Below are 23,580 nucleotides of genomic sequence, written 5' to 3'. Positions count from 1 at the left end.
TTTCAGTGGAAAATAAGTATTATAATTTTGATCCATCAGTAGATACGGATAAGCGTACGAACTTAGAAATTGACTTACTATTGGAAGCGGTATTTAAACTATCAGGATTTGATTTTCGCCAATATGCTCGCACATCTATTTATAGGCGGATTTGTAATCGAATGCAGCTTTCTAATATCCCTACCATTTCAAAATTAATTGAAAAAGTAATTCATGAAGAGGGGGTTTTAGAACAGTTATTAAATGATTTCTCCATTAATGTAACTGAGATGTTCCGTAACCCTATCTTTTTTAAGGCGCTAAGAGAGCATGTTATTCCTGAATTAAGAAAGCATCCTGAAATTAGAATTTGGCATGCTGGATGTGCAACTGGTGAAGAAGTATTATCCATGTCCATCTTACTTCATGAAGAAGGATTAAGTGAAAAAGCTGTTATTTACGCAACAGATATGAATACAAATGTGTTAGAAAAAGCAAAACAAGGCATCCTTCCATTAAATAAAATGCAAACTTATACGAAAAACTATTTACAAGCTGGCGGTACACAAGCATTTTCCAACTATTATTCAACGGATAGTCGCTTTGCTTATTTTAATCCGTCACTGTTACAAAACATTATTTTTGCACAGCATAATTTAGTAACTGATCAATCTTTTAACGAATTTCACATTATACTTTGCCGTAACGTTTTAATTTACTTTACGAGTAAACTCCAAAACCAAGTACAGCAACTATTTTATGAAAGTTTAGGTCACAACGGATTCCTATGTTTAGGAAATAAAGAAACGCTTCGTTTTTCAGATATAATGCCGCATTATATCCAATTTAATCCGAACGAACAAATCTACCAAAAAATACAATAAAAGCGTATGAAATCCTCTGTTTGGATTTCATACGCTTTTTATTTCGCATTCGTTTGTATCATAATGAGGCACATATCATCTGATTGTGCTTTCTTCTGTTCTTCCTTATAAAACCCTTCTATCTCTTCTTCTAAATCTCCCCATTTTCTTTCTGTAAAAGCACGTAATTTCTCTTCAGCCTCAAATTCATCATTTGCAATTGCTTCAAGAACACCATCTGTAAACAATGTGATTTGAGCGTTCTTCTCAAAAGGTATAACTGTCTTTTCAACTTTTATTTCATCAAAAAATCCTACCGCACAACTCCCGCGATTTAGTTCCACTACATTCGTTTCATCAACTAAAACGTACCCAGAAGGATGTCCTGCATTTACATATTCAATCGTTCTATCTTCTGTATTAACTACTAAGTATATCGCTGTAAAATAATATGGAATATTATCATTCTCATTATGTAAAAGAGTCATATATTTATTTAAGTCTTTCATAACAAGTTCTGGGTCGATTAAACTTTTAATCGTTTCACGTAATACAGACGAAATGAACATGCAAACTAAGGAAGCAGATACACCATGTCCCATCACATCTAATAATATAATACCGTAGCGATTTTCATCGATTTTATACCAGTAATACATATCTCCAGCTAGTTTAAATGAAGGTAAGTAACTTGCTTCGATTTTTATGTGTTCTTCTCTTAATGGACTACTTAATAAGTTTCTTTGTACTTGCGTAGCTAAATCTAGTTCATTCCGAAGATTTTCTTCCTGTTCTTTATGCCAATTTAATTCCGATTTCAAGCGTAATGCTACACGCATACGCGCTAACAATTCAACTTTATTTATCGGTTTCGTAATATAATCCATTGCCCCCATATCAAGCGCTTCAGCTAATTTATTTGCATCTTCTAAAGCTGTTACAAAAATAATAGGAACATCTTTAAACTTCTCCTCTTTTTGTAATCGCCTACAAACTTCAAGTCCATCAATTTCAGGCATCATAATATCTAATAGTATTAAATCTATTTCATTATGCCTGGAAGAATCTTTTCCAAAATGGATGTATTCGAAAAGCTCTTGTGCAGAATTCAGCGATACAAGATCCTGATACCCGGCTTGCTTCAAAATTTTTTCAATTACAAAGATATTCACCGGATTATCATCGACAATTAAAATGGACACAAGTTATTTCCCCTTTTCTTATATAAAATGTAAATCGATTATCATTTTCTATTTTTCTAGTATTACATACTCAGTTATGAAATGAAAATTTCCTACTCAAACACATTTATACAGCAAAAGAACAAACCCCCAGAAATGAGAGTTTGTTCTTTCATTCTATAAAGTGAAACTTTAATCAGTGGGGGTTTTCTTCATCCCCCACTGATTATTAGTTGAACCAATCGGACTTTTATGGGCAGTTAACCCCCCACCTAAATTCTTTGCTTTCGCTGCATTTTGAGGTGGGGGGTCTTACTGCCCGTTAAAGTGGGGTAAATTTCCACTTTTAATTTAGGACCATTGCTTTGTCATTTAAAAGACGATCTAATTCTTCCATATGATTTGTTTCATCTGCAATCATGTCTTCTAACTTTACAACTAACTCTGTCATATTTAATTTTGCTGCCTGTTCTTTTCGCTTTTCATAACGCTTAATTGTTTCATATTCTGATTGTCTAGCATATTCTAACATTTCTCTCACATCTTCTGCTTGTTTCACTGGTAAAGGGATTGTAGTAGGTGTACCACCTAACGTCTTAATTTTCTCTGCTAAATATAGGGCATGTCCTTGTTCATCACTAATTTCAGATTCAAAGAAAGGCTTTAACACTTGTCTATATATACCCGAAACCGTAGCTGCATAATGGTTATACATAATAATTGCCGAGTATTCTCCTGCTAAATCTTCATTTAATCCTTCGATTAGTTCTTTCACATCGTGTGACATTTTTATATCTCCTCCTATACTTAATAACTACCCCTTTTCTCATGTTTTAAACATCATTATTTTTAATTTTTTATGTATCTAAAAATGCGGCTTGTTTCAACTTACTTATTGCTTGTCTTTTAATACGAGAAACGTGCATTTGTGAAATACCTAACCGTTCCCCTGTATCTTTTTGATTTAAATTTTCTCCAAATATATAATGAATAACACTCTTTTCTGTCTCATTTAATACGTTAAAAATATCCTTTAAAACGAGACGCCTTTCTGTCTCTTCATATCCTTGCTCTACTTCACCTACAGATTCAATTCTCGCTACCGAACTGCCATCAGATGCATTTTCAACTACATCATCTAAGGAAGATACTCGATAATTATTTTTCGCATCCATAATTTCTAGCACTTCCTCTTCGGATAGTCCTAAATGATCCGCAATCTCTATAATCTTCGGTGAACGTTGCAGCTGATCTGTTAGCTCCTCTATCGCAAGTTTAATTTTTCCGCCTAGATCTTTAATTCGCCTTGGAACGTGAATGCCCCATGTTTTATCACGTAAATACTTTTTTATTTCCCCTACTATCGTAGGTATTGCAAACGGCTCAAAAGCATTCCCTATCGAATAATCATACCTTCTTATTGCGCCTAAGAGCCCTAACATGCCTACTTGTATAATATCCTCATGCATCGGTCCGCCTTTTGAATAGCGATATGCAATAGAATAGACGAGATTTTTATAATGCTCAACTAACCTTTCCTGCGCTTCATCACAGTGGTTTTGTTGAAATTCTGCAATTAGTTTCATAACGTCTTCTTTAGTAAGAGTTGTAGGTTGAGATTGGATTTCCATCATTCTCCACCTGCTCTCTTTGTATATATTTTGTCATTAAAACTGTCATGCCCTCATCATGCATGATTTGTATATCATCCATTAACGTATTGATTAAATATAAACCTAAACCATTTTCCGGCAAATGCTCTACTGGTTTACTAATATCATACGGACCAACTTTCCTTTTTAAGTTATTAAAATCAAAGCTAACTCCATTATCCGCAACCATAATTTCTAATCGATCTTCATATAGACCGAAGACAATTGTAATTTCTCCAACGTCTTCTTTGTATGCATGTTGTACAATATTTGTACATGCTTCACTAATAGCAATTTTCATATCCTCTATATCGTCGTAAGCAAAACCCATTCGATTCGCAACACCAGCCATTGTTAAACGAATAATAGCGACATATTCTGCCTTTGCAGGAATTTTCATTTCTATCTTTTCAAATCTCTCCATCATCCCTAGTCACCTTCTTTCTACTTTTTCAAAATCGGAATTCAAATTTAATATTTCTGTTAACCCTGTAATATCAAATAATCTTTTTAACCTTTTAGATACACCAATAAACTCTAGCTTTCCATCATTTTTCTTAACTGCTTTTAATAGCGCTATAAAAACACCTAAGCCTGTACTATCCATATACTCTACCTCAGTAAAATCTACTACAATATGAACCTCTTTTTCGCTTGCAATAGGCATGATCTTATTTTTCAAATCTGATGCTGTATATGCATCAATTTCACCATTAAGTTGTACCGTATAACCTACATCATTTTGCAAAATATTTATTCCCAAATTCATCATTTCCGCCCCCTTATCTCAAACTACTACTATGTTAATTACCCATAAAAATTAGTTTTAAACATATTTTTTTATTTTTATTATAAATAAATTTTCTACACCTTTCTCGGCTTAACACGTAAAAACTACTACTAAATGTTTAAAGCTTATAAATTTGTGTATGTATAATGTATAAACATTATTTTTAGGGGGATCTATCTATGGAAGAGCACAATTTTAAAAAAGGAGATTTCGTACAATTTTCTTATCGACACGATCATGCTACAAAATTAGTTGGTTCCATTATTAACATACTAACGAATACAATTGTAGTGGATATAGGTAATAACGAAGACTTGTCTCATATAGAACCAAGGCAAGTTGTAAGAATAAATAATTGCGAAAAAGTAACGATGGTTTAATACATAATAGAAAGTGTAATTTCAATGAGCGGGGAATTCTTTATTCCCCGCTCATTCGCATGCAAAATATAAAAAAGCATCCAAATTATTTTAATTGGATGCTTTTTTATGTATATTTATCATTCTATTTACTTTATAGCTATATATAATAAACTTAAGATTACTATTCATGATCAAACTTACGCTTTCCGCAGCATTCTAGAGAAGAATGTAACGATTAAAATAAAGACGATTGCACCTAATAACGCTGGAAGAACGAAAATACCTCCCCATTCAGGACCCCAATGACCAAATAACGCACTACCTACCCAAGATCCGATTAATCCCGCAATCACATTACCAACTATACCTAAAGGAAAGTCTTTTCCCGTAATCATTCCAGCTAACGCACCAATAAGTCCACCTACAATACACGTAATAATAAGTCCCACAATTAAACCTCCCATATTATTTTTATAATGGATTTATCAAGCTTTGGTTTGTAACCAAAGCTTGATAAACATGTATTATTCTTTATTATCCAGCCCATCACTTATCTTTTGTTTCACTTTTCCGACTTTTTCTTTTATCGTTCCCTTCGTCTTCTCCCACTTCCCTTCATTTTTCAACTCTCTATCTTCTGTAACTTCACCAATTCCTTCTTTTACTTGTCCCTTTGTCTTTTCAACTTTACCTGTAATTTGTTCTTTTAGTCCGCCACTCATATTTCCCATCTCCTTTTCTTAATAGATTTATAGGATACAAATTTAAATAGAATACGTGCATCTTCTTTCTTGTAACCATTCACCGACTCTTTCTAAATCCTTAACGAATAACAAGATTTTCCCTTCATCCAGCTTTTCTTCATAGAAGTTCGCTTCTTCCTCATTAAGCCCTAACTCCTGCATCTTATTTCTTAACTGATCTCCCGTTTTTTGAAAGACATTAATAATGCTTGTCCCAAGCCCCTCCTCTTTTATACCAATTGTATTTACGTCTGCATTGTCTGCGATTCTATCTGTCCTTTCTTTCTCGTGTGTTAATACGTAAATATCTTTTTGGTCTATTCCTTTCTTCACTAGATCATTCGCCGCATTCATGACCTCTTTCTCCGTAATAAATTCATATACAAAAGGTTTACTATACTTCGTTTCCATCTTTAACTTCCTCCTTTAAAATGAATTATTTGTTATATTATATGTAGTACACCCATTTTCGAAATGTTAAACATAAAATTTGAAAAAAAATGAGAAGGAGAGTACATATGCACTTTCGTCTAGAGTTATTTGTAGAAGATTTGCAAAGGTCTATTCGTTTTTATGAGGAAATCCTTACCCTTGTATTCTCAAAAAAGAATACAACTGGTGCAATGATTAAACTAGGGGATTTTTCTTTATTATTGACCCCTGATTATATTCTTAATGAAAATCATTATTTAAAAACAGATGGACTTAATCCAAAAGGTAAAGGTGTTGAGATTATCATAGTTTTTGATCATATCGAACAAATATACCAACATGTATTAGAAAAAAATTATCCAGTGGAATCTAACCTTAAAATGCAATCTTGGGGAATGAAGGATTTTCGTATCGTAGACCCTGATGGTTATTATTTACGATTAACCTCCTCTTGAATTTTCTTTATCCCAAAACTAGTAGAATAAATCCCCTTACAATAACTACCTGAATTAACAGAAAATTGTTATAATTAAACATAAGGAGGGATACTATGAAAAAAATCATATCTATATGCGCTCTAACCGCTCTATCTTTCACTTTAATAGGCTGTACAAGCACCTCAGCTACAGATAAAGCTTCACAAGCTAAGCAAGAACATACACAAACTACCTTTCAATTAAAATCCGCAAATATTACAGACATTGAAATACTTAGTACAATAAATAACAACGTTTCAAAATCTCAAACAGACAACGAAGAAATGATACAATCTATCGTTTCAGCAGTTCAAAAAGGCACGCCTAAAACAATCACTTTAGATCAAAAAAAGCGAGAATCTGCACATTCTACTATTACCGTTACATATAAAGATGACACAAAAGAAGAATTTCTTGTTTGGGTTGATAATAAAGAGCAAATTACGATTGCTAAAGATGAGAAGAAGGATAAGGTTAAAGGTGTGATCGTGAATATTGAAGATGCTAAAATGATGAAGGATTTTTTTAAGAAAACATCTTAGCAGATAACTTTTCTTTATACATTAAAAAAGCCCACCTATTTCCGTAGGCGGGCTTTATCTTTATTACACAATAAGAAAGTATACTCTCATTTCCTCTGAAATTTCATGTAATTATACATATTTGTGAACATAAATGTATTGATGAACTTTATCTACATACGCATGGCATTAATCCATTGAAAATTTATCTTCTTTAAAGCTAAAGCAAAACTCTCTTTTAGAAAAAAGAACAGACACCCTAAGGTGCCTTCCTCCGACTTGAACCACTTTAATTTTAATAATATGCATTAGACTCTTATCTCAAAAATAATCTAATGTATTCCAATAAAAGAAAGATAATGATAAAATAAAAGTGCAACAAGATGTTGCTTAGTTTTTAAATTTCATGGGAATAACACAAAAGCTAGGTTTGGTCGCCAAGTTTTTTCATTCCTATCGGTCATGAAATACCTCGGTTGGTCACCGGGGTCTTTCTTTTTTATTAACGTATATATAGGTCTATTATGGACAAAATAAAATATAATATTAGTAGAAGATAGAACACTGACATCTTTGCCGCTTCTAAATTACTTTGGTCTTGTGCGAAGAAAGTATGGTCAGTACTTTCAGCTCAGTGTTCCATCTACTTTAGTTTTTGAGTTGAGTGTTGCTAATCATAGCAGCACTTTTTTACATTCCAATTTGTTCTTTGATGAATTGAATTATATGTTTTACAAACTGGCTTTGCGTGAAGAAATAATGAATATTTCTCAGTACTGTCGTCCACGATGCTAGATTACTTACAAAAGACTGGGGTTCTGTCTTTTTGGTCGCCTTTTTTTTACGTTTTTTCATTCCTGTCCCTCCCTTCATAAGGGAAGGGCAAAGATGGCACATTTTATATTTTAAAGAGTTATATAGAAGAGGACAATCTATTCATTAGCAAAATAAAGAAAAGACACCCTAAGGTGCCTTCCTCCGACTTGAACCATCTTAATTTTAATAATATGTATTGGACTCCCATCCAATTATTATTTTACCATGTTAAGTTGTTTTTGTTTATTGAGAAATACAATAATTTACTTGTGCTGGTTGTCTGTATGAGGTCTTTTTGTAGTCCATGCAGCGATTAACAAAAGAACAATAGCCGTGATAACACCTAAAAGTCCTTGCTTGAGCCACATGGATAATGCGGCATTTGAGCCAACGGCTAGAAACATAAGCATTACTGTGTATGTATTAAATTCCATTATAAGCAATCTCCTAATGGAACTACATATTGGTAGAAAAAATATATACTTCTCTGCCTATCTTAATGTTACTTGATAAGTGCTTGTTTTCATCGTCTCTCTTCATACAACCGATGTGCTTTATATGAGCAAATTAAATACATAACAATTGCTGTAGGAATAAACAACCATGCAAAGCCTCTCATCAATGCTAATGGTGTTTCAAATAAGAATGACCATAGAAATGATACACCTTGCTTATCCCATAGTCCTGGCGTAAAATATAGTTCTTTCGGATTTGCAAGTGCTCCTAAATGAATCGTGTCATTAAACATAAATAGGATTAATATCGGAATAGAGCATATAGCTAACTCTAAAAATGTTTTAGATAGACGTTTATATTTCCCTGCTCGTGACATTTGATCTGAAAAAATGTCATCTTCGCTTTCCTCATCTACCTTTTTAAAATAGTGCGTACCTGACCACCAATTACCAGCTATATGCTCCCAGCCACTATCTTCAAATAATGTGCAGTAATTCATAAAATCACTTTTTCTACTAAATACTCTATGGTCTATTTTAATCGTCGCATCTTCCGGTTCTGTATATCTAAATGTATAACCAAATGTATTACTTTCTAGTTGATATCCTTTCCAAGCCATCTCTTCTAACCATTTTTCCTCTTTCTCAAAGTCTAAAAAGAATCTCAATTTCCACATCATCGTTTCCCCCTAACTATACGTGTAATAAACTTTTTGTAACCTCAATAATGTGCTGCATTCTCATAAAGTCTAAATGCAATACTTCTTTCCCACGTTCCGTAATGACATACACTTTTCTTCGTTTATCTTCACTTTTTACCGATTCTATTAACCCTTGTTTTAATAAATTTTCAACCGCCCCATACAATGTACCCGCTGCAATTTTCACTTGATGATTACTCAATCCCTCTACCTTTTGCATAATTAAATAACCATGTGCTGGCTCTAATAAAGCTAAAAGAACGTAATACGTCGTTTCCGTTAATGGTAAATTTTTATCTCTATTCATAAAGACCTCCAATGTAACGATAAATATATAGCTAAACTATATAGTTCAACTGTATAGTTCAACTGTATAGTTTTATTTTATACAGTTAGACTGTATATGTCAAATGCAGAAATAACTTTATAACCCATAACAAAAACGCTACCTTATAAAAAGATAGCGTTTTTCATATTACCCTTGCTTATTCTTTGCCTTCATTTGCTCTTCATAAACAAACTTTGCGGTCATGAAATCGTTAGGAAAATCTCCCAACGCCTTCTTCATCACGTTCAATTCTTCTTGTGATTTGATCTCTACTCCGTTTAAGAAATCAAATGCTTTTGATTGTTCATCCGCAACAAAGTTTTGCGTCATATAGTCATCTTGGAAGTCTTGCTTCGCCTTTTCTTTCACTTAATTCATTGCATCTGTTTTATTTATATTTTTCACAAAACTACTCCAAACAAATACTGAAAATAGCATTGTTTATTTCGGAAAAATTACAAACATACTTTTAAATAATATTGATTATCATTTTCAATTAGTTAATGATATAATAACCTTATCAAATATAAGGAGGAAACAACAGTAAGTGCGAACATACGAAAATATGAACAACACTCTTTATCACGTAAATTTCAAAATAAAAAAAGAGAGGTGAACAGTCTGCTACTAACAAAAGAGCGAATATAGATAACAATATTCTTACGGTGCAAAAGAATGTACATTTGTCTATATTTTTAGTAGCAGAAAATTATGATTACATCTTTTATCCCTAAAAATGTATGTATCTTTTCTATTATCCTATTTTCTATATTCTTTTCATCACTATCATCGCAACAAACAATAGCAGCAGAAGATCCCGAAGCTCCAGTAACAATAATGAATCCAGATGAACTTTCCAAACCCGAAAACTATATTCAAAGTACAGATTCATTATATGAAGAAACCGGAGGCCTTTATACAGAAGAGGACCTCAAAAACGCCATACCTAAAGATAAAACAAAAACGCCGGACAACTCCATCAAATTAAATCCATCATTTGAGAAACCACCTATGAAAGAAAAAGATAAGAAGCAACAATTTGCACCACCAACTTATCCCAGCAATGATCCTTTCCCAACTAAAGCAATAGTTCCCAAAACTACAGGAACCTCTAATTCTAAAACGTCGGTATGCTCTGCATCTGTAGTTACTTCTAATGAAGATAACGCAATATTAACAGCAGGTAACTGGCGTTAAAGCTTCCTTGTGTACGGACTTTTTATTTGTTCCAGCGTAGTTCGATATGGGAAAAATCCCATGCACCATAACTACATGAAAAAAGTGAAAGCATCTTCGACTTCATCGAGGACGTTTTCACTTTTTAAACTAAATTTGTTACATCTCTTTTTCATTCTCACTACATAAACGTAATCGTTACTAAAGAATATCCTTCTTTCGCATTATACGGCTCCGCTTTATAAGAAACACGGTTCGCTCCTTGCGGATAACCGATTTCCCCAATTGCTTTTTTCACATCTTGTAATGCACCATCCATTGATTGTTTATAAAGGATTTCAATCTTTGGTAACTTTTCTTTATAACGTTGCTGCATTTTATTTTTTAATTCGTTATAGTTATTTGCGATGTATTCATTTCCTAAATAATTTAACTTTGTATCTTTTAATATTTGCTGATATATAGGAGTTTTCGTACCACCTGCCGCAATTTTATTTGTTAATGTACTATAATAACTTGTTGTAGCTTGCGGATAGTCCCCGCGGTTCCACTCATGATTTCTTGCGATTTGTTCATCTGATAAGTTGAAATAGGAATACGTTACGCGGCCTTGTTCATCTGGAATCGGATCATCAAATGTTGTATCAAGGTGATACCATTTATTTTCGATTTTCACCAAATTCCAAGCATGAGGTTGTCCATCGCCAGTTCCCGTTACGAAATGATTCTCAATCCCCGCTTCTTTTAATAATTGATAGGTTAATAGTGCGTAACCTTGGCAAACCGCAGAACGATTTACGAGTGCTTCATATGCTGTGTAAGCTTTATAAGACGTATCGTAAGAAATATGTTTTACGACATAATCATGAATCGCCTTCACTTTTTCATGATCATCCATCCCAACTTGTGTAATAGAAGAAACAATTGCCTTCGCTTGCTTCATTACATATTCTGTTTGTTCTTTCGTTTCACGATATGTAATTTTTAGCGTAAACGTATAATTTCCAGGTGATCCAGAAAGTCCATATGAAACATTCGATCTATTATTATTTGTATACTCATTTTTACTTGCCACTTCTTTATAAGCGTTAAAAAGTGTATTCATCACTTCTTTTGTATTACTATTTGTCGTTTTATATGGAAGTGTAATATTCGTTTCGTACGCATTAATACGCTTTTGCACTTCATCTTTAAATGCTGCTAATAGTGCTGCATCCCCTGTATCTTGCACCGCAACTTCTGGTTTTTTATATTTCAAAGTGTTATATAAAAATTGCGCATACTGTTCACGTGTTACCGTTTTAGATGGCTCAAATTTCCCTTCACCTGTACCAGAAGCAATCCCAGTTGATTGCACTGCACTAATTGCGTTTTCACCCCAAAAACCGCTTGGAACATCGTTAAATGTATGCTTTTGTTTCGCAGAAAGATGGAAGGCATTTGTTAAAATTTGCGCCATTTCCGCACGACTCACAGGAGCTTTCGGTCTAAAATTCCCTTTCTCATCCCCTGTAAATACCCCTGCATTCGTTAACATTAAAATTTCCTCAGGGAACATCGTAGAGTTTTGATTAATATCACCATAAGGGTTATTAAACTTAGATCCATCTTTTAATACATAAAGAGCATTATTGCTACTAAATGTTCCGCCTTGTCTATTCGGAAGCATTACACGATACACTAAAGCTGCAACTTGCTCCCTCGTCGCAACATCTCCAAAACCAAATATCCCATTTCCATAACCGGAAAGAATATTTTTGCTCGCTAAATCTTTAATTGCTGGATACGACCAATGCGATGTAGGCACATCGGAAAAAACACCCGCCTCAGCAGCTCTCACATCACTGCCGTTTGTATACAGTAAAGCACCACCAATAAGTGATAATGATGTAATTGATTTTAATAGTTTTGTGTACATAATTCCTTCTCCCAATATCGTTCTCTATTTATGTTATTTTTTGTCGAAAAATCTAAAAGAATATGACAAAACATATTATACTATTAAAATTTTTTGAAGGATATATTAGGTTTTGAAATATGCAAAAATTCATATTGTTATAGGAGCTCATGGTGATATTATGTTGTTTTACTTGCGGATATATAAATAAAAGAGAAATACAACATACAAACAGCCCAAATTACTCATTGAAACTTGGGCGTTGTTTAAAATATGAATGAATACTTTTCATATGGATTCTTATCAGATTCTAAATTAGTTAATATAGATTCCCTTTACAAATATGGATTTCCTCAAAACCCTTATCATCATAAATTACTCATTTTTATACTATAAATCATTATAACAAAAATAAAAATTTTGTTATAATGAACTAAATGAGAAAAGCAATAACAACTACATCTCTATATTAATATAAGTTACCTCAAACATCACAACTAGTTCCGATACTCACAAAATAACCAATTGAATATAATTAAAATAAATCGCTATTTAGCATTTCAGATCCGAGAAAGATTTATTTGCAAAGGATTTCTATAACCAAAAATTGAATATTATATATAATAAGTTTATTTTTTATTAATACTGTGTAATACCAATGCTTCAGCGGGTTCCAGATTTTGAACTTTTTATTGATTATAAATAGTATTCATACTTAAACTTTAATCTATGTTGATTTATATCTGACTTTCGAAAGAAATAACTATCTCTTATACTCAAACTAAAACTTAGATTCTTTTTTTAAGCTATTTTCTTTACTCTTTTTATAGCTCACATACTTTAATTCCTTATTATTATACTCCACAAATTCTCCTCTACTCTCACATTGGTAGAGTAGGAAAAATAACAATAATTCTATTTTGATTTAATACCTTTTAACTACAACATAATTTTAAAAGGGGAAAAAACATGAACAAAGTGAAAAATAACCATAGCATAAAAATGGAAAAGAACGAGAAAAATGATGAATATATTAAGAATATCGAGGATGAACTTAAAAAGGCAAAAGAAGCAGCCACTAAAGAGCCACTAGGTTTTTTTGATTATCTGGAGTTGGAAAAAGAAAACTAGTAATCCTAGTTTTCTTTTTCCAAAAATAACTGTACACATTATCATATTTTTATTTTGATAGATCTAATAACCCATTACCTTCAGCACTAGCCTCCAGCCCCAAAGAAACTGTACGTTTAATTATTTGCGCATAGATTTCAGCCTCGGTCATAGTTCTTTTAAATTCTTTTTCTATAATATTAATTATTAAAGCAGCTGCTCCAGCGACATGAGGTGCGGCCATAGATGTACCTGAAAGAGTTTTATATCCATTTCTTGGAGTAGTTGATAAAATATCCCGGCCTGGAGCAACCAAGTCAATTTGATTATTGGTATTAGAAAAATATTCAATCTTTTTCTTAGAATTTACCGCTCCAACTTGAACAACCTCATTGTATATGCCTGGATATATCTTTTCTGTGGTGTCAAAATTCCCATCTCCATAATTTCCCGCTGCACAGACTATTAAGATTTGTTGGCTTATAGCTGTTTTAACCGCATTGTATAAGTTCACATCATCCTTTCTTCCTCCTAAAGACATCATTATTACTCTTACTCTTTCACCATTTTCTCCACGCCAATTAATAGCATAATAAATCGCATTAATAATTGATTGATATTTTGTTTGTCCATCACCATTAACAACTTTTAGAATAAGCAAACTTGCTTTAGGAGCTACTCCAACTACCCCTTTTCCATTTTTTGCTGCAGCAATGATTCCAGCAATATGAGTGCCGTGTGAATTATTGTCTGCAAAATTAGCGATATCACTTTCGTAATCAGATGTAAAATTCCTTCCACCAATAATATTTTCAGCTAGGTCAGGATGATCAATTTGACATCCCGTATCTAAAATAGCAATGATTACCCCTTTTCCATAATTAGCTTTCTCCCACATCATTGGAGCCTTAATCATATTTACCCCAGTAGGAACTACATCATTTGTATTAGTAGATAAGACTAATCTCTCATTAACCAATCAAAACAACCCCATTCTAAACCTTTTATTATAAAAAAGGATACTGTTCTCAGCGATTATAAATATTCCTCCAAAAGATATAATCCTATTTAATACTTTTCTATCTACTTCAGCATGTGTGTAACTTTTGCATATTTATTAAACATAGTTTCATTTTTCACCGTAATTAAGTTAATACTTTTCTTAAAAGTGTAATAATAATAATATAATAAAACCCTCAATTATAGACTTTTTAAAAGTCCATAATTGAGGGTATACAATTTAAAATAGTGAATAAATCCCACATCATTGAAGTGAAAATACAATATTAAATTTTCCCTCCACGCTTTATCCAATTAACATACCCATTAAATACTAGCAGTTTCTCACTTAATTTCATCGGGGTGAATAACAAAATAGTATATAAAAAACCGTATATTAATAAGAATATTAAAAATTTAAAGAGTATACTGTAATTCAGACTTATACTAATAAAAAGGCTTATAAAGAACACAAGAAACATTATAAAAAAATATCTTTTATAGGTAAACATATTCTCCCTCCTTTATAATAGTAATTGTAACACCAAACTTGAGGAGGGAGTATGTTATTTTAGCAATATCCTAAACTTTTACATGTAGGTCCACAGATCAAGTAATTATCAGAGAAACATTTTACTCCCCAAATCGCTCCGCAAATAAGTATACATGCTGGACCTCCAATAGCAGCACAAGCAACACTACATGCCATTGTACCAGTTAAACCACAAGACATACCTTGAACAAAATTACATACTCCTGAACATACAGAGCATTTAGAAACCTGGATAGAAGCACTTTCTGCTTCTTGTGCTGTATCAATAAATTTAATATTTTTTAGTTCTTCCGAATCGTATAGTGGATTTTCATGCCAGTCTACTTCATAGCCATTTTCCTGGGCTTTAAGAGATAAAATAGGATATACTTTTTCCTCTACAGCCTGTAAGGAATGTGATAGACCATCAACAAAAATATTTCCAGTGACTTTCAGTTCTGTCCCTTCGATTGAAAAAGAAATATTCGTATTAATTTCTTCAAACATTAAACTCAATACTTTAATAGGAGTTTCACCTGTTGTATATTTAGAGCCTTGTGCTTCAGTAAGAAGTTCTTTTAATTGCTGACCCTTTTTTTGAGAAAAGTAATTATCTAAAGAATATGAAACTAAAGCTTGTACACTTTGATTAGACAACGCCTTCTCTTTTAACTTTTCAAGCTCTCTCCCTTCTACTTCCTCAAAATTAATTGTGTTTTTTTCTTCCATCATCTTTTCCCCCTATAAATAATATTTGGAGGCGACACTCGGATTCGAACCGAAGATAGAGGTTTTGCAGACCTTTGCCTTACCACTTGGCTATATCGCCATATGTTCTCTTTCATTATCTAAAAGAGAATTCTTCAATATAAAAATCAAAATTTTATCTTTAATTTTTCTTCCCTTAAAAAGAGACGGAAAATTCAGTTTTAAAGAGGCGACACTCGGGTTCGAACCGAGGATAAAGGTTTTGCAGACCTTTGCCTTACCACTTGGCTATGTCGCCATATGTTCTCTTTCATTACCAAAAAGAGAACTCTTAAATACGAAAATCAAAATTTCATCTTCAAATTTTTATAAACTTAGTTCTTTTTTGCATACAAAAGATGCTAACTTCATGTTGTTTTTCAATGAAATCAAGGAAACTATGTAACTTAGTTGTATATACCATAGCTAAATCTTGATAAAAACAGACATCCTCTTCCTTACAACAATCTATACATTTCGCAACAGTCATTAAATCTCTTTTTAATTCGTTATACCTTTTCAGTTCATTCTCAATTTCGTTCACGTATATCCCTCCTGCTTTAAAAACTATACACTTACTATAAGAGAAGTAATTAATGCGAAATTCAAAGTTGAAATGAAAATAAATTACTTCATTCGAATTACATCTTTTAATGTTTCAATGACATCTGTTAATCTTTCCAGTTTTTTCTCAAATCTAATTAACAAATAAACGGCTAATGCAACTGGAAAGCCAAAATTACCAATTGCAGAAAACCATGGTTCTAAATGAGTAGGATCCATATTACTCGTACCACCTTTCTAAATTAATTGCGTTTGCTTCCTTCTTTGAGATATGAAAACCCTAACTTTTCTGTACAATTTTAAAATATAAGTATGCTGTACACTGAAACTACAGCATTGTCTGATCAAGAAGAAAACATATGTAAGAGCAAATCGAGTGCACAAGAAACAAATAAAGTAGCCCTAGATGTCCTAGTAATTTTTACATCATGTCCCTTTCAAAAAAGCATTGTAGTTTATAAAGAGAAATCACATCACCTAAACTAAAAAAGCATGAAATAAAAAACATTCTATATAGCTTCACGAACATAAAAAAGATGATTGATATTTAAAATCACAATCACCTTTTTTCCTAATACTATTTTAAAAATCTACACTCATAACATACACTCTTATTTGTTCAAAATGGCTCGGAGTTTACTTTCCTTAAAACCAACTACCTTTTCTTCAGTCTGTTTACCATTATCTTTAATGATAAATAAAGGAATACCCACCGCATTGTATATTTCGAACTCTGTTCGTACTTCCTCATTTGTTACGTCCTTATTAATATATTCAAAACCATTTTCCTCCAACCATCTTTTAGCTCTAACACAAAAAACACAACCATTATGACCATATAAAATGATTTGTTTAGTCAAATTTATCCCTCCTTATCTCTATTCCTTAATTAAAGAGTTAATCTTTAGATAAAAATCAAAAAGCCTCATTTTATCTTTTATATTTTCTTTCTATTTTTTCATCTTGCATCTAGACCTTTATATATTTGTATTTCTCTGACCTTTTTCTCTTCGACAAATTTATAAGATGGAATTACTGAAAATAAGGGATATACAAAATACCCCTTTTCTACCGAATAAAATAATGAGATAATACACAAAGAGAACTTACGTTCGATTTTTTCTAGGGATTTTTTGTTATTTTTTTATTTTTCAGGTGTTTGTTTCTCTTTTTAAATAGCGAGGAGGGTATTTATGAATAATAAAATAATTCAGGACTTTATTAATAAACACAAAAAAAAAATGGAGCAACCGATTGTCCGTAGCTTTTTGCAAAGTAAATATAATTACAATCTCTTTGAAGAAGCAATTACTAATCCAACACCTGAAAATAAACAGATTTTAGATCAAACTTTTAAATCACATTTTAAAAAAATAAAAGTAATAGATTATGTTAGTAAATTAATACATTACTATTCAATAGACCTTCAGAAAAAAATAACTCTCAATAAACAAAGGAATGTCTTGAATCTAGATTCCACGGTTGCAACGAAGGACGGGGACATGATTTCTAAATATGATATTATAACTTTAGATAATGAAGATAATACATATGATAAATTCATACAAAATGAAGATAATTTACAAAGTCACTTAAGCGATGAATTGTTAATCAAAAGTTTTTGCAAGCTATCAAAGAAACAAATAAAAATTCTAAACTTATTTTATTTAGAAGAATATACAAATAAAGAAATCGCCAAGATATTAGGAGAATCTGAACAAACCATTTCTTATAATCATAAAAGTGCAATTAAAAAATTGAAACAATCCATGCAAATAGAAAAGGAGAGAATTGATAATGAATAATTGTACAACTATTGAATTTGAAGAAATAATAGAGATGTTTTCCCCTAAGATAAATAAATGTATACAAAATACCCCATTTCAGGAAAGAGAAAATATAGAACAAGAAATAAAAATAAAAATTTTAGAAAAAATCCCTGTCTTACAAGAAATTACTGCACCTACTTTTTTTGACTTTATAGAACAAAATTACACGTCACCAAATTTACAATCTAAATAGATATGAATCCTCAACTAAAATGGATACTTCTTTTAAAATCTGTAAAAACTCATATTGATATTATTTTGTTTTGCTTACGAATATATAACACACAAATAGCCCAAGTTCCTCATTGAAACTTGGGCTGTTTTTCGTTCTAGCGCAAACACCATAGGAGCATGCAAGTAGTACTACCCTAAACTTGACCATACTCCCACGATTACTTTAACAAAGGTTTTCACTAGAACCTTCTATACTATTTAACTAACTCTACTTGTTTCTCTAATTCTCTTCCAAGGAATATAGCAAGCTCTAGCATACCAAATTGATTCGCTACAGACTCTGCATCAGAATTATAGTTTGTATTTGTATTAATATCATACGTATAAATTGTTCCATCCGAACTGCGAATAAATTCAATGCCAGCAACGGCAATCTCATTTTCTTTCAAAAATTCTTTGTATTGTTCAATAATCGGCTCATGGAAGTCCCGTATAATTTCAAATTTTGTTGGCACTTCTGTCTTACTCTCTTCTCCTACTGGGCAAAAAGCATCTTGAATCGAGCATGCATCTGCCGGACAAAGTTCGAATCCTTCTGATGTATCTACTTTAACTGCATATACAAACTGGCCCCCTACAAACTCACAACGTGTAATATATGGTTCTGGCGCTTCAATATATTGCTGGATTAAAGTAATTCCATCAATGGGTTCTTCAAACGATGGACTATCCAAATATTGTTCTAAAGCATCGATGGAATGAAATAGTTGAACACCAAGGCCTTTCCCTGCACGGTTATGCTTTGTAATGAACGGTACTTCCCCTAACTCCCTAGCTGCTTTTACTATATGATTACGGCCAACAGCACCAATTGTTTTCGGCACTTGTATGCCAAATTTTCTTAATGCTGCATATTGATTCAATTTACTTACTTCAAGACGTAATGCACGAGATCCATTACATACTGTGCGCCCGTATCCCTCTAGCCAAGCAAGAACCCCTTCCGTCAATTCAGGTGCATATCGATGACCTCTCGTATGTGAAGAAGCACTCATACGGCTATAAAAAACACCTTGGGGAGGTTCTTTGTCTAACGAAATCGTCCCTTCATCTAAATGCCATTCCTCATACGGCAACTCCAGTTCTTTCAACCTTTTCACTAAATGATCCGTCCATTCCTTATTCTCATGTAATATGTAAATTTTACTCATTTATAATCAATTCCTTTCTTTTCGCTTCAACTAATGGCATCACTTTTTCAGAAAATCGTTTCATCTCTTCAAGCTGTGGCGAAAATTGTAAAAGTAATAACGTAACACCCACTTTTTCAAAGGCGAGTATTCTTTCTGCAATTTGTTCTGGTGTTCCAATTAAATTCGGACGTAATCCACGATTAGATACGGAATAATCATTCAGCTTCACTTGCTGTTCCAAATGCGATTTACTAATAAAGTCTTGGTAACCCGCGTAACCTAACGCATCGTCTTTCACATCCGTTATGCGTCTCCATTCCTCTACTGCCTCTTCTTCTGTATCACGACAAATGACGTAAGCTGCAAGCCCGAATGACTGCAATGGCTCCTCTGTAACTTTCTTTCTACGATTCTTCATATCTTCTATTTTCACAGATACTTCTTCCACTGTTCCCCCGTGCATGACATATGCATCCGCATGGTTTACAATGACCTCTTTTCCTCGCTCACTCTCACCACCTGCATAAATCTTAATTCCTTGTTTCTGTACAGGTTTTGGACTTAAATGTGTATGATGAAGCTCATAAAAATTCCCTTTATACGAAAACACTTCTTCTTTCCAAAGCTCTTTCAAAACTGTTACAAATTCCTCTGTTCGATCATATCTTTCATCATGTGCGGTAAATACTCCGCCGTACTGTCTCGCTTCTTCTTCCCACCATGCTGAAACTACATTCAATGTAAAACGACCATTACTTAATTGATCAATATTTGCTGCCATTTTCGCTGTGACTGCTGGATTATGGAAGCCAGGTCTTACAGCTGTCATAATCTCTAATTTATCCGTTACTGCTGCAAGTGCCGCCGCAGTTGTCCACGCTTCTAAACTTGGTGCTGAAACACCTTTTATATCATTTAAGTTTAATTCCGCAATAAGTGTTGTTGAAAAACCTAATTGTTCTGCCGCCTGTGCTGTTTGTTTTGCATACTCAAACGTAGGCGGCATAGATTCATCATCTACATTCCGAAGCCACCCCCCCAAAAATCGGTAACCAAAAACCGTACTCCACTACCTATTCCCCCTTTAACTTTTAGCCATAAAAAAAGCTACTCTTAACGAAATAAGAGTAGCCTTCTTGACTAAATGAACCGCTCTTATCTTTCAGGTGTTTCTTCACCTGCAGGATTTGGCACCTTTCGTCTCACACGAGGTTGCCGAAGTTTCATAGGGCCCGTCCCTCCACTTCTCAACATAAGAATTGTTTGATTTTCATTTATTATAATCATCAGAATAATAAAAATCAATCATTTAATACTTATTTTTCCTATAAGCATTAAATGATATATAAGAAATCATATTTTTATAGCAGTTCATAAAGGTATTATCTTGTTTTACCTACGAATATATAAAGGGGTATGTTGTATCACGTCGAAAACATCATTTTAAATGTATCATTTTTGTAATTTATGTAAATATATTGAATATGTAGAAATATTTATTTAACTTTTGGTAATATTAGGATTCCATTTTATCAAATGAAAAATAGAGGAATTTAGAGAAGTATGTAACAGTGCATAATAAAGCGAAACTTTAATCAGCGGGGGGTTCTTTATCCTCCACTGATTATTAGTTGAACCAATCGGACTTTTATGGGCAGTTGATCCCCCACCTAACTTCTTTGCTTTATTAGTTGTATTATTTATTCTGTTAATCATTATCGGATGCAGTTGTTTCTGCTAAAAAACTATTAGAAAAGATACCTATATGGGTACCTTTTCTTTATATGCCTTATTCATTATCTAGTTCCAAATTTTTGTCACGATTGAATTTGTTTTTTCATTTTTCGTATTCATCATACCTGAAATAAGAATCGATTTCAGACATGTGTTTTTAACGAAAAGAATTGGGGACCATTTTTTCCCACAAAGGAAATACCTTTTTGAAAATCTCTACCATGGAAGGATCAAATTGTGTACCAGATCCTTCTATAATACGTCTATACGCTTCTTCAGGAGATAGAGCCGAACGATACGCTCTTGAAGAAGTCATCGCATCAAAAGCATCTGCTATTGCAACAATTCTTGCGCATAATGGTATTTGATTTCCTTTTAGTTTTTGAGGATAGCCCTTTCCATCCCATCTTTCATGATGAGAAAGAATTATATCTTCGCTACCTTTTATTAAAGATATATTTTTAAAAACTTCTAATCCTAATTGTGGGTGTGTCTTAATAATATTATACTCTTCTTCTGTAAGAGAAGATGCTTTCTTTAAAACCTCATCCGGAATACCTATTTTCCCTATATCATGTAATAAACAAATAAAATGAAATTGTTTTAAAAAATTATCATCATATTCATTTGTTTCTTTAGCAAGAATCGTAGCATAATTGGCTACACGTTCACTATGTCCTTTCGTATATTGATCCTTTAATTCCATTATCCTCATTATCGATAAAGCTGTTTCTTTCATTTGTTTTTCATAGGATGCTTTAATTTTTTGTACTAAAAATTTTAATGAAAGAAATACAAAAAATGACGTAACAAAAATGATTAGAAACAATAATATTAATGATATTGGATAATTAATTTCAAAATAATAAATAGCAATTAAAAATCTACATACCATACAAATAGATACCGTTAGAAGATAATGAATACTTAAAAATAAAGGTGCAGAAATTACTAGGAAGCACTCTAAATATGGGATATGTAAAGACGAACCTGGATCACGTATAAACATAAGATCATATGCCAAAAGATAAATAATACTAACACCAAGAAAAATATATTTTGTAAACATTTGTTTATTCATTTTTTGTAAACACTTATTACATAAAAAAAATGAAATGAAAATAAATAAAAATACGAGTTCAAATAAAAGCTTCTCTAGTGTAAAATCCTTTCCAAGAATAAAATGTTGATAAATATTATCAAACAAAAGAGTACTACAGGGAATAAATAGAAACATGTTTATCGGTTCTTTCGTTTCAATATTTTTAATCCCTTTCATCATTTTACACACCGCCAAACCTTTTTTAATAAAAAAGAAGTTCATATAGATATTATTAATAATATCTAAGAATAGATAATAGTGCAAAAAACACCCTTTCTCATAACCTATAAATGGGGTACCGCCATGATAGGAATGTATAAAGAGATGGATAGGGTTATAGAAAAAGAAAAAGGCGAATTCCTTTTGAAGTTTGGAATTCGCCTTTTTCTTGCTACCGATGATAGGGCGTTATGTTAATCAAGCATGAATAAGTATTCATCACAAAAAATCCAAATCTTTGATTATCATTTTAAATAACCCCCGTTGTTTTTTTACCCTTTGCTAAGGTCTCGCCCTACAGCTTTTTATTACACGGTTCACTTCACTACAATCTCCCTCTATTTCATCACACTCAAGTGACTTTCTCCGCATAAACACATGGACTCAACAAATCACTTCTAAAATTTATAAAAAGAAAAGATCTTTTATATACTTATTAAGATTTATATTTTTTGACTGTACAAGGAATAGTTACAATGTATAAATCTATAGCATAGATTGTAACCCAAATACCTTTACCTTCAGCCGCTAGCTTTTCATTCAATTGTGATAAATGCTCTGACACTTTTCTTTTACCCCATTTTCTAGGAAACCATTGAAAAACCTTAGGAACATTATGTTTCTTGTTATACCATACATTCAATCTCCAAAAACTAAAGATAACATCATTTTCTCTTTAAATGTAGCATCTGCTCCAAACCAAAGGGCTAATAAACTAAGAGGAACAGCAATAAGACCAAAAATAATTAAAATTTTCCTAAATACCTGTAATGAAAGCAAAAACACTTCCTCTTTAATAAATACAACAATTTAACCTTTCTCTACGCCAAACTTTATTTCTAAACCAATACCAAAGCCGACACTTAATTCATTTTTTAATCCAAATTTAGCCTATCCATCTCATTTGAAGATTTAAAAACTCTTCAAGAATCCTATTATATCGCTTATTAGATTCAGAAACCGTATTTCTAAATTAATATGGTCATAATAAAAAAGAGGGTGCCC

Annotated in this window: 31 protein-coding genes, 2 tRNA genes, 3 pseudogenes and 1 riboswitch; of the genes and pseudogenes, 10 read left to right on the top strand and 26 right to left on the bottom strand. The window is 32.4% G+C overall.

The annotated features are described in order from the left end of the window. Positions 1–5: 5 nt before the first annotated feature. Positions 6–863 (top strand): CheR family methyltransferase, encoded by an 858-nt coding sequence (locus MKY00_RS05260; RefSeq protein WP_000429057.1) that lies wholly within the window; start codon positions 6–8, stop codon positions 861–863. Positions 864–901: 38 nt separating this feature from the next. On the opposite strand, the gene MKY00_RS05255 is transcribed toward MKY00_RS05260, so the two are convergent. From MKY00_RS05255 to rsbV, 5 genes are all read right to left on the bottom strand, one after another. Continuing rightward, a complete protein-coding gene (locus MKY00_RS05255; RefSeq protein ID WP_016716692.1) occupies positions 902–2,044 on the bottom strand; it encodes a fused response regulator/phosphatase in 1,143 nt (380 codons plus the stop codon). Positions 2,045–2,369: 325 nt separating this feature from the next. Then, the gene (locus MKY00_RS05250; protein ID WP_016716691.1) at positions 2,370–2,810 is read right to left on the bottom strand and encodes a ferritin-like domain-containing protein; all 441 of its coding nucleotides are present in this window, start codon (positions 2,808–2,810) and stop codon (positions 2,370–2,372) included. 70 nt (positions 2,811–2,880) lie between these two features. Next, the gene (gene sigB / locus MKY00_RS05245) at positions 2,881–3,657 is read right to left on the bottom strand and encodes an RNA polymerase sigma factor SigB (protein ID WP_033677630.1); all 777 of its coding nucleotides are present in this window, start codon (positions 3,655–3,657) and stop codon (positions 2,881–2,883) included. Then, on the bottom strand, positions 3,620–4,102 hold the full coding sequence (gene rsbW / locus MKY00_RS05240) for an anti-sigma B factor RsbW (protein ID WP_003269702.1): 483 nt from the start codon (positions 4,100–4,102) through the stop codon (positions 3,620–3,622). Before rsbW ends, sigB begins: the two co-directional genes overlap by 38 nt. 6 nt (positions 4,103–4,108) lie before the next feature. Then, on the bottom strand, positions 4,109–4,447 hold the full coding sequence (gene rsbV / locus MKY00_RS05235; RefSeq protein ID WP_002020655.1) for an anti sigma b factor antagonist RsbV: 339 nt from the start codon (positions 4,445–4,447) through the stop codon (positions 4,109–4,111). A 197-nt stretch (positions 4,448–4,644) separates the two neighbouring features. On the opposite strand from rsbV, the gene MKY00_RS05230 reads away from it, so the two are divergent. After that, positions 4,645–4,845, top strand: a complete 201-nt coding sequence (locus MKY00_RS05230; RefSeq protein WP_000390994.1) for a hypothetical protein — start codon at positions 4,645–4,647, stop codon at positions 4,843–4,845. Positions 4,846–5,024: 179 nt separating this feature from the next. On the opposite strand, the gene MKY00_RS05225 is transcribed toward MKY00_RS05230, so the two are convergent. From MKY00_RS05225 to MKY00_RS05215, 3 genes are all read right to left on the bottom strand, one after another. Then, positions 5,025–5,276 carry a GlsB/YeaQ/YmgE family stress response membrane protein gene (locus MKY00_RS05225; protein ID WP_000522903.1) on the bottom strand — a complete coding sequence of 84 codons (252 nt, stop codon included), beginning with the start codon at positions 5,274–5,276 and terminating at the stop codon, positions 5,025–5,027. Positions 5,277–5,351: 75 nt separating this feature from the next. After that, the gene (locus MKY00_RS05220; RefSeq protein WP_370530088.1) at positions 5,352–5,558 is read right to left on the bottom strand and encodes a CsbD family protein; all 207 of its coding nucleotides are present in this window, start codon (positions 5,556–5,558) and stop codon (positions 5,352–5,354) included. 33 nt (positions 5,559–5,591) lie between these two features. Then, positions 5,592–5,981 carry a general stress protein gene (locus tag MKY00_RS05215; protein ID WP_000448809.1) on the bottom strand — a complete coding sequence of 130 codons (390 nt, stop codon included), beginning with the start codon at positions 5,979–5,981 and terminating at the stop codon, positions 5,592–5,594. A 107-nt stretch (positions 5,982–6,088) separates the two neighbouring features. Between MKY00_RS05215 and MKY00_RS05210 the strand changes: the two genes are divergently transcribed. Next, positions 6,089–6,457 (top strand): VOC family protein, encoded by a 369-nt coding sequence (locus tag MKY00_RS05210; protein ID WP_000545706.1) that lies wholly within the window; start codon positions 6,089–6,091, stop codon positions 6,455–6,457. 95 nt (positions 6,458–6,552) lie between these two features. Continuing rightward, entirely contained in the window at positions 6,553–7,020 is a 468-nt protein-coding gene (locus MKY00_RS05205) for a hypothetical protein (RefSeq protein WP_016716689.1), read from the top strand. Between the two features lie 669 nt (positions 7,021–7,689). Here MKY00_RS05205 and MKY00_RS05200 read toward each other — a convergent pair. From MKY00_RS05200 to MKY00_RS05180, 5 genes and pseudogenes are all read right to left on the bottom strand, one after another. Continuing rightward, on the bottom strand, positions 7,690–7,854 hold the full coding sequence (locus tag MKY00_RS05200) for a hypothetical protein (RefSeq protein WP_016716688.1): 165 nt from the start codon (positions 7,852–7,854) through the stop codon (positions 7,690–7,692). A gap of 224 nt (positions 7,855–8,078) precedes the next feature. After that, positions 8,079–8,249, bottom strand: a complete 171-nt coding sequence (locus tag MKY00_RS05195) for a hypothetical protein (RefSeq protein WP_016716687.1) — start codon at positions 8,247–8,249, stop codon at positions 8,079–8,081. Positions 8,250–8,338: 89 nt separating this feature from the next. Then, entirely contained in the window at positions 8,339–8,950 is a 612-nt protein-coding gene (locus MKY00_RS05190) for a DUF2812 domain-containing protein (protein WP_029141069.1), read from the bottom strand. A 13-nt stretch (positions 8,951–8,963) separates the two neighbouring features. Continuing rightward, entirely contained in the window at positions 8,964–9,278 is a 315-nt protein-coding gene (locus MKY00_RS05185; RefSeq protein ID WP_016716685.1) for a PadR family transcriptional regulator, read from the bottom strand. A 168-nt stretch (positions 9,279–9,446) separates the two neighbouring features. Beyond that, positions 9,447–9,704 (bottom strand): annotated as a pseudogene (locus MKY00_RS05180) (hypothetical protein); the annotation flags it as partial. A 156-nt stretch (positions 9,705–9,860) separates the two neighbouring features. Between MKY00_RS05180 and MKY00_RS05175 the strand changes: the two are divergent. Together MKY00_RS05175 and MKY00_RS05170 are read left to right on the top strand one after the other, a co-directional pair. Continuing rightward, positions 9,861–9,973 (top strand): annotated as a pseudogene (locus MKY00_RS05175) (RNA-guided endonuclease InsQ/TnpB family protein); the annotation flags it as partial. 37 nt (positions 9,974–10,010) lie between these two features. Next, positions 10,011–10,496 carry a hypothetical protein gene (locus MKY00_RS05170; protein ID WP_016716683.1) on the top strand — a complete coding sequence of 162 codons (486 nt, stop codon included), beginning with the start codon at positions 10,011–10,013 and terminating at the stop codon, positions 10,494–10,496. Positions 10,497–10,656: 160 nt separating this feature from the next. Here MKY00_RS05170 and MKY00_RS05165 read toward each other — a convergent pair whose 3' ends face one another. Next, positions 10,657–12,393, bottom strand: a complete 1,737-nt coding sequence (locus tag MKY00_RS05165; protein WP_016716682.1) for an S-layer homology domain-containing protein — start codon at positions 12,391–12,393, stop codon at positions 10,657–10,659. A 948-nt stretch (positions 12,394–13,341) separates the two neighbouring features. Here MKY00_RS05165 and MKY00_RS05160 point away from each other — a divergent pair. Then, complete coding sequence (locus MKY00_RS05160) at positions 13,342–13,503, top strand: hypothetical protein (protein ID WP_016716681.1); 162 nt, start codon at positions 13,342–13,344, stop codon at positions 13,501–13,503. A gap of 49 nt (positions 13,504–13,552) precedes the next feature. Here MKY00_RS05160 and MKY00_RS05155 read toward each other — a convergent pair whose 3' ends face one another. The 7 genes from MKY00_RS05155 to MKY00_RS05125 all read right to left on the bottom strand — a co-directional run bounded on the left by MKY00_RS05155 (position 13,553) and on the right by MKY00_RS05125 (position 17,184). Next, positions 13,553–14,461 carry a S8 family peptidase gene (locus tag MKY00_RS05155; RefSeq protein WP_016716680.1) on the bottom strand — a complete coding sequence of 303 codons (909 nt, stop codon included), beginning with the start codon at positions 14,459–14,461 and terminating at the stop codon, positions 13,553–13,555. Positions 14,462–15,052: 591 nt separating this feature from the next. After that, on the bottom strand, positions 15,053–15,742 hold the full coding sequence (locus tag MKY00_RS05150) for a hypothetical protein (RefSeq protein ID WP_016716678.1): 690 nt from the start codon (positions 15,740–15,742) through the stop codon (positions 15,053–15,055). Between the two features lie 26 nt (positions 15,743–15,768). Then, positions 15,769–15,842, bottom strand: a tRNA-Cys gene (locus MKY00_RS05145). Between the two features lie 106 nt (positions 15,843–15,948). Continuing rightward, a tRNA-Cys gene (locus MKY00_RS05140) sits at positions 15,949–16,019 on the bottom strand. Between the two features lie 60 nt (positions 16,020–16,079). Then, the gene (locus MKY00_RS05135) at positions 16,080–16,304 is read right to left on the bottom strand and encodes a hypothetical protein (protein WP_016716677.1); all 225 of its coding nucleotides are present in this window, start codon (positions 16,302–16,304) and stop codon (positions 16,080–16,082) included. 83 nt (positions 16,305–16,387) lie between these two features. Then, positions 16,388–16,543, bottom strand: coding sequence for a YvrJ family protein (locus MKY00_RS05130; protein ID WP_016716676.1), 156 nt, complete (start codon positions 16,541–16,543; stop codon positions 16,388–16,390). Between the two features lie 392 nt (positions 16,544–16,935). Then, the gene (locus MKY00_RS05125; RefSeq protein WP_016716675.1) at positions 16,936–17,184 is read right to left on the bottom strand and encodes a glutaredoxin family protein; all 249 of its coding nucleotides are present in this window, start codon (positions 17,182–17,184) and stop codon (positions 16,936–16,938) included. Positions 17,185–17,517: 333 nt separating this feature from the next. Here MKY00_RS05125 and MKY00_RS05120 point away from each other — a divergent pair, with 333 nt between their 5' ends. Together MKY00_RS05120 and MKY00_RS05115 are read left to right on the top strand one after the other, a co-directional pair. Next, positions 17,518–18,129, top strand: coding sequence for a sigma-70 family RNA polymerase sigma factor (locus MKY00_RS05120; RefSeq protein WP_073530632.1), 612 nt, complete (start codon positions 17,518–17,520; stop codon positions 18,127–18,129). Beyond that, positions 18,122–18,346: a hypothetical protein gene (locus MKY00_RS05115; RefSeq protein ID WP_016716673.1), complete on the top strand. Its 225-nt coding sequence runs from the start codon at positions 18,122–18,124 to the stop codon at positions 18,344–18,346. The genes MKY00_RS05120 and MKY00_RS05115 overlap by 8 nt, the downstream gene beginning before the upstream one ends. 235 nt (positions 18,347–18,581) lie before the next feature. On the opposite strand, the gene MKY00_RS05110 is transcribed toward MKY00_RS05115, so the two are convergent. Both MKY00_RS05110 and MKY00_RS05105 read right to left on the bottom strand, forming a co-directional pair. Further along, positions 18,582–19,538 (bottom strand): ATP-grasp domain-containing protein, encoded by a 957-nt coding sequence (locus tag MKY00_RS05110; protein ID WP_016716672.1) that lies wholly within the window; start codon positions 19,536–19,538, stop codon positions 18,582–18,584. After that, positions 19,531–20,590: pseudogene (locus MKY00_RS05105) on the bottom strand (LLM class flavin-dependent oxidoreductase). Before MKY00_RS05105 ends, MKY00_RS05110 begins: the two are co-directional and overlap by 8 nt. An 82-nt stretch (positions 20,591–20,672) precedes the next feature. Next, positions 20,673–20,779, bottom strand: a riboswitch (SAM riboswitch). A gap of 380 nt (positions 20,780–21,159) precedes the next feature. Between MKY00_RS05105 and MKY00_RS05100 the strand changes: the two are divergent. Beyond that, positions 21,160–21,261 (top strand): YjcZ family sporulation protein, encoded by a 102-nt coding sequence (locus MKY00_RS05100; RefSeq protein ID WP_080012582.1) that lies wholly within the window; start codon positions 21,160–21,162, stop codon positions 21,259–21,261. Between the two features lie 150 nt (positions 21,262–21,411). Here the strand turns inward: MKY00_RS05100 and MKY00_RS05095 are convergent, their stop codons facing one another. The 3 genes from MKY00_RS05095 to MKY00_RS05085 form a co-directional block, all read right to left on the bottom strand. Next, positions 21,412–22,536 (bottom strand): HD-GYP domain-containing protein, encoded by a 1,125-nt coding sequence (locus MKY00_RS05095; protein WP_016716670.1) that lies wholly within the window; start codon positions 22,534–22,536, stop codon positions 21,412–21,414. Positions 22,537–23,011: 475 nt separating this feature from the next. Beyond that, positions 23,012–23,236 (bottom strand): hypothetical protein, encoded by a 225-nt coding sequence (locus MKY00_RS05090; RefSeq protein WP_043897062.1) that lies wholly within the window; start codon positions 23,234–23,236, stop codon positions 23,012–23,014. Continuing rightward, the gene (locus MKY00_RS05085) at positions 23,215–23,355 is read right to left on the bottom strand and encodes a hypothetical protein (protein ID WP_000950218.1); all 141 of its coding nucleotides are present in this window, start codon (positions 23,353–23,355) and stop codon (positions 23,215–23,217) included. The genes MKY00_RS05090 and MKY00_RS05085 overlap by 22 nt, the downstream gene beginning before the upstream one ends. Positions 23,356–23,580: the final 225 nt, after the last annotated feature.

This window comes from Bacillus sp. FSL R9-9834 (assembly GCF_038006905.1).
Lineage (GTDB): Bacteria > Bacillota > Bacilli > Bacillales > Bacillaceae_G > Bacillus_A > Bacillus_A pacificus.
The sequence above is the reverse complement of the archived record's forward strand: the minus strand, read 5'-3'. Positions and strand labels throughout refer to the sequence as shown.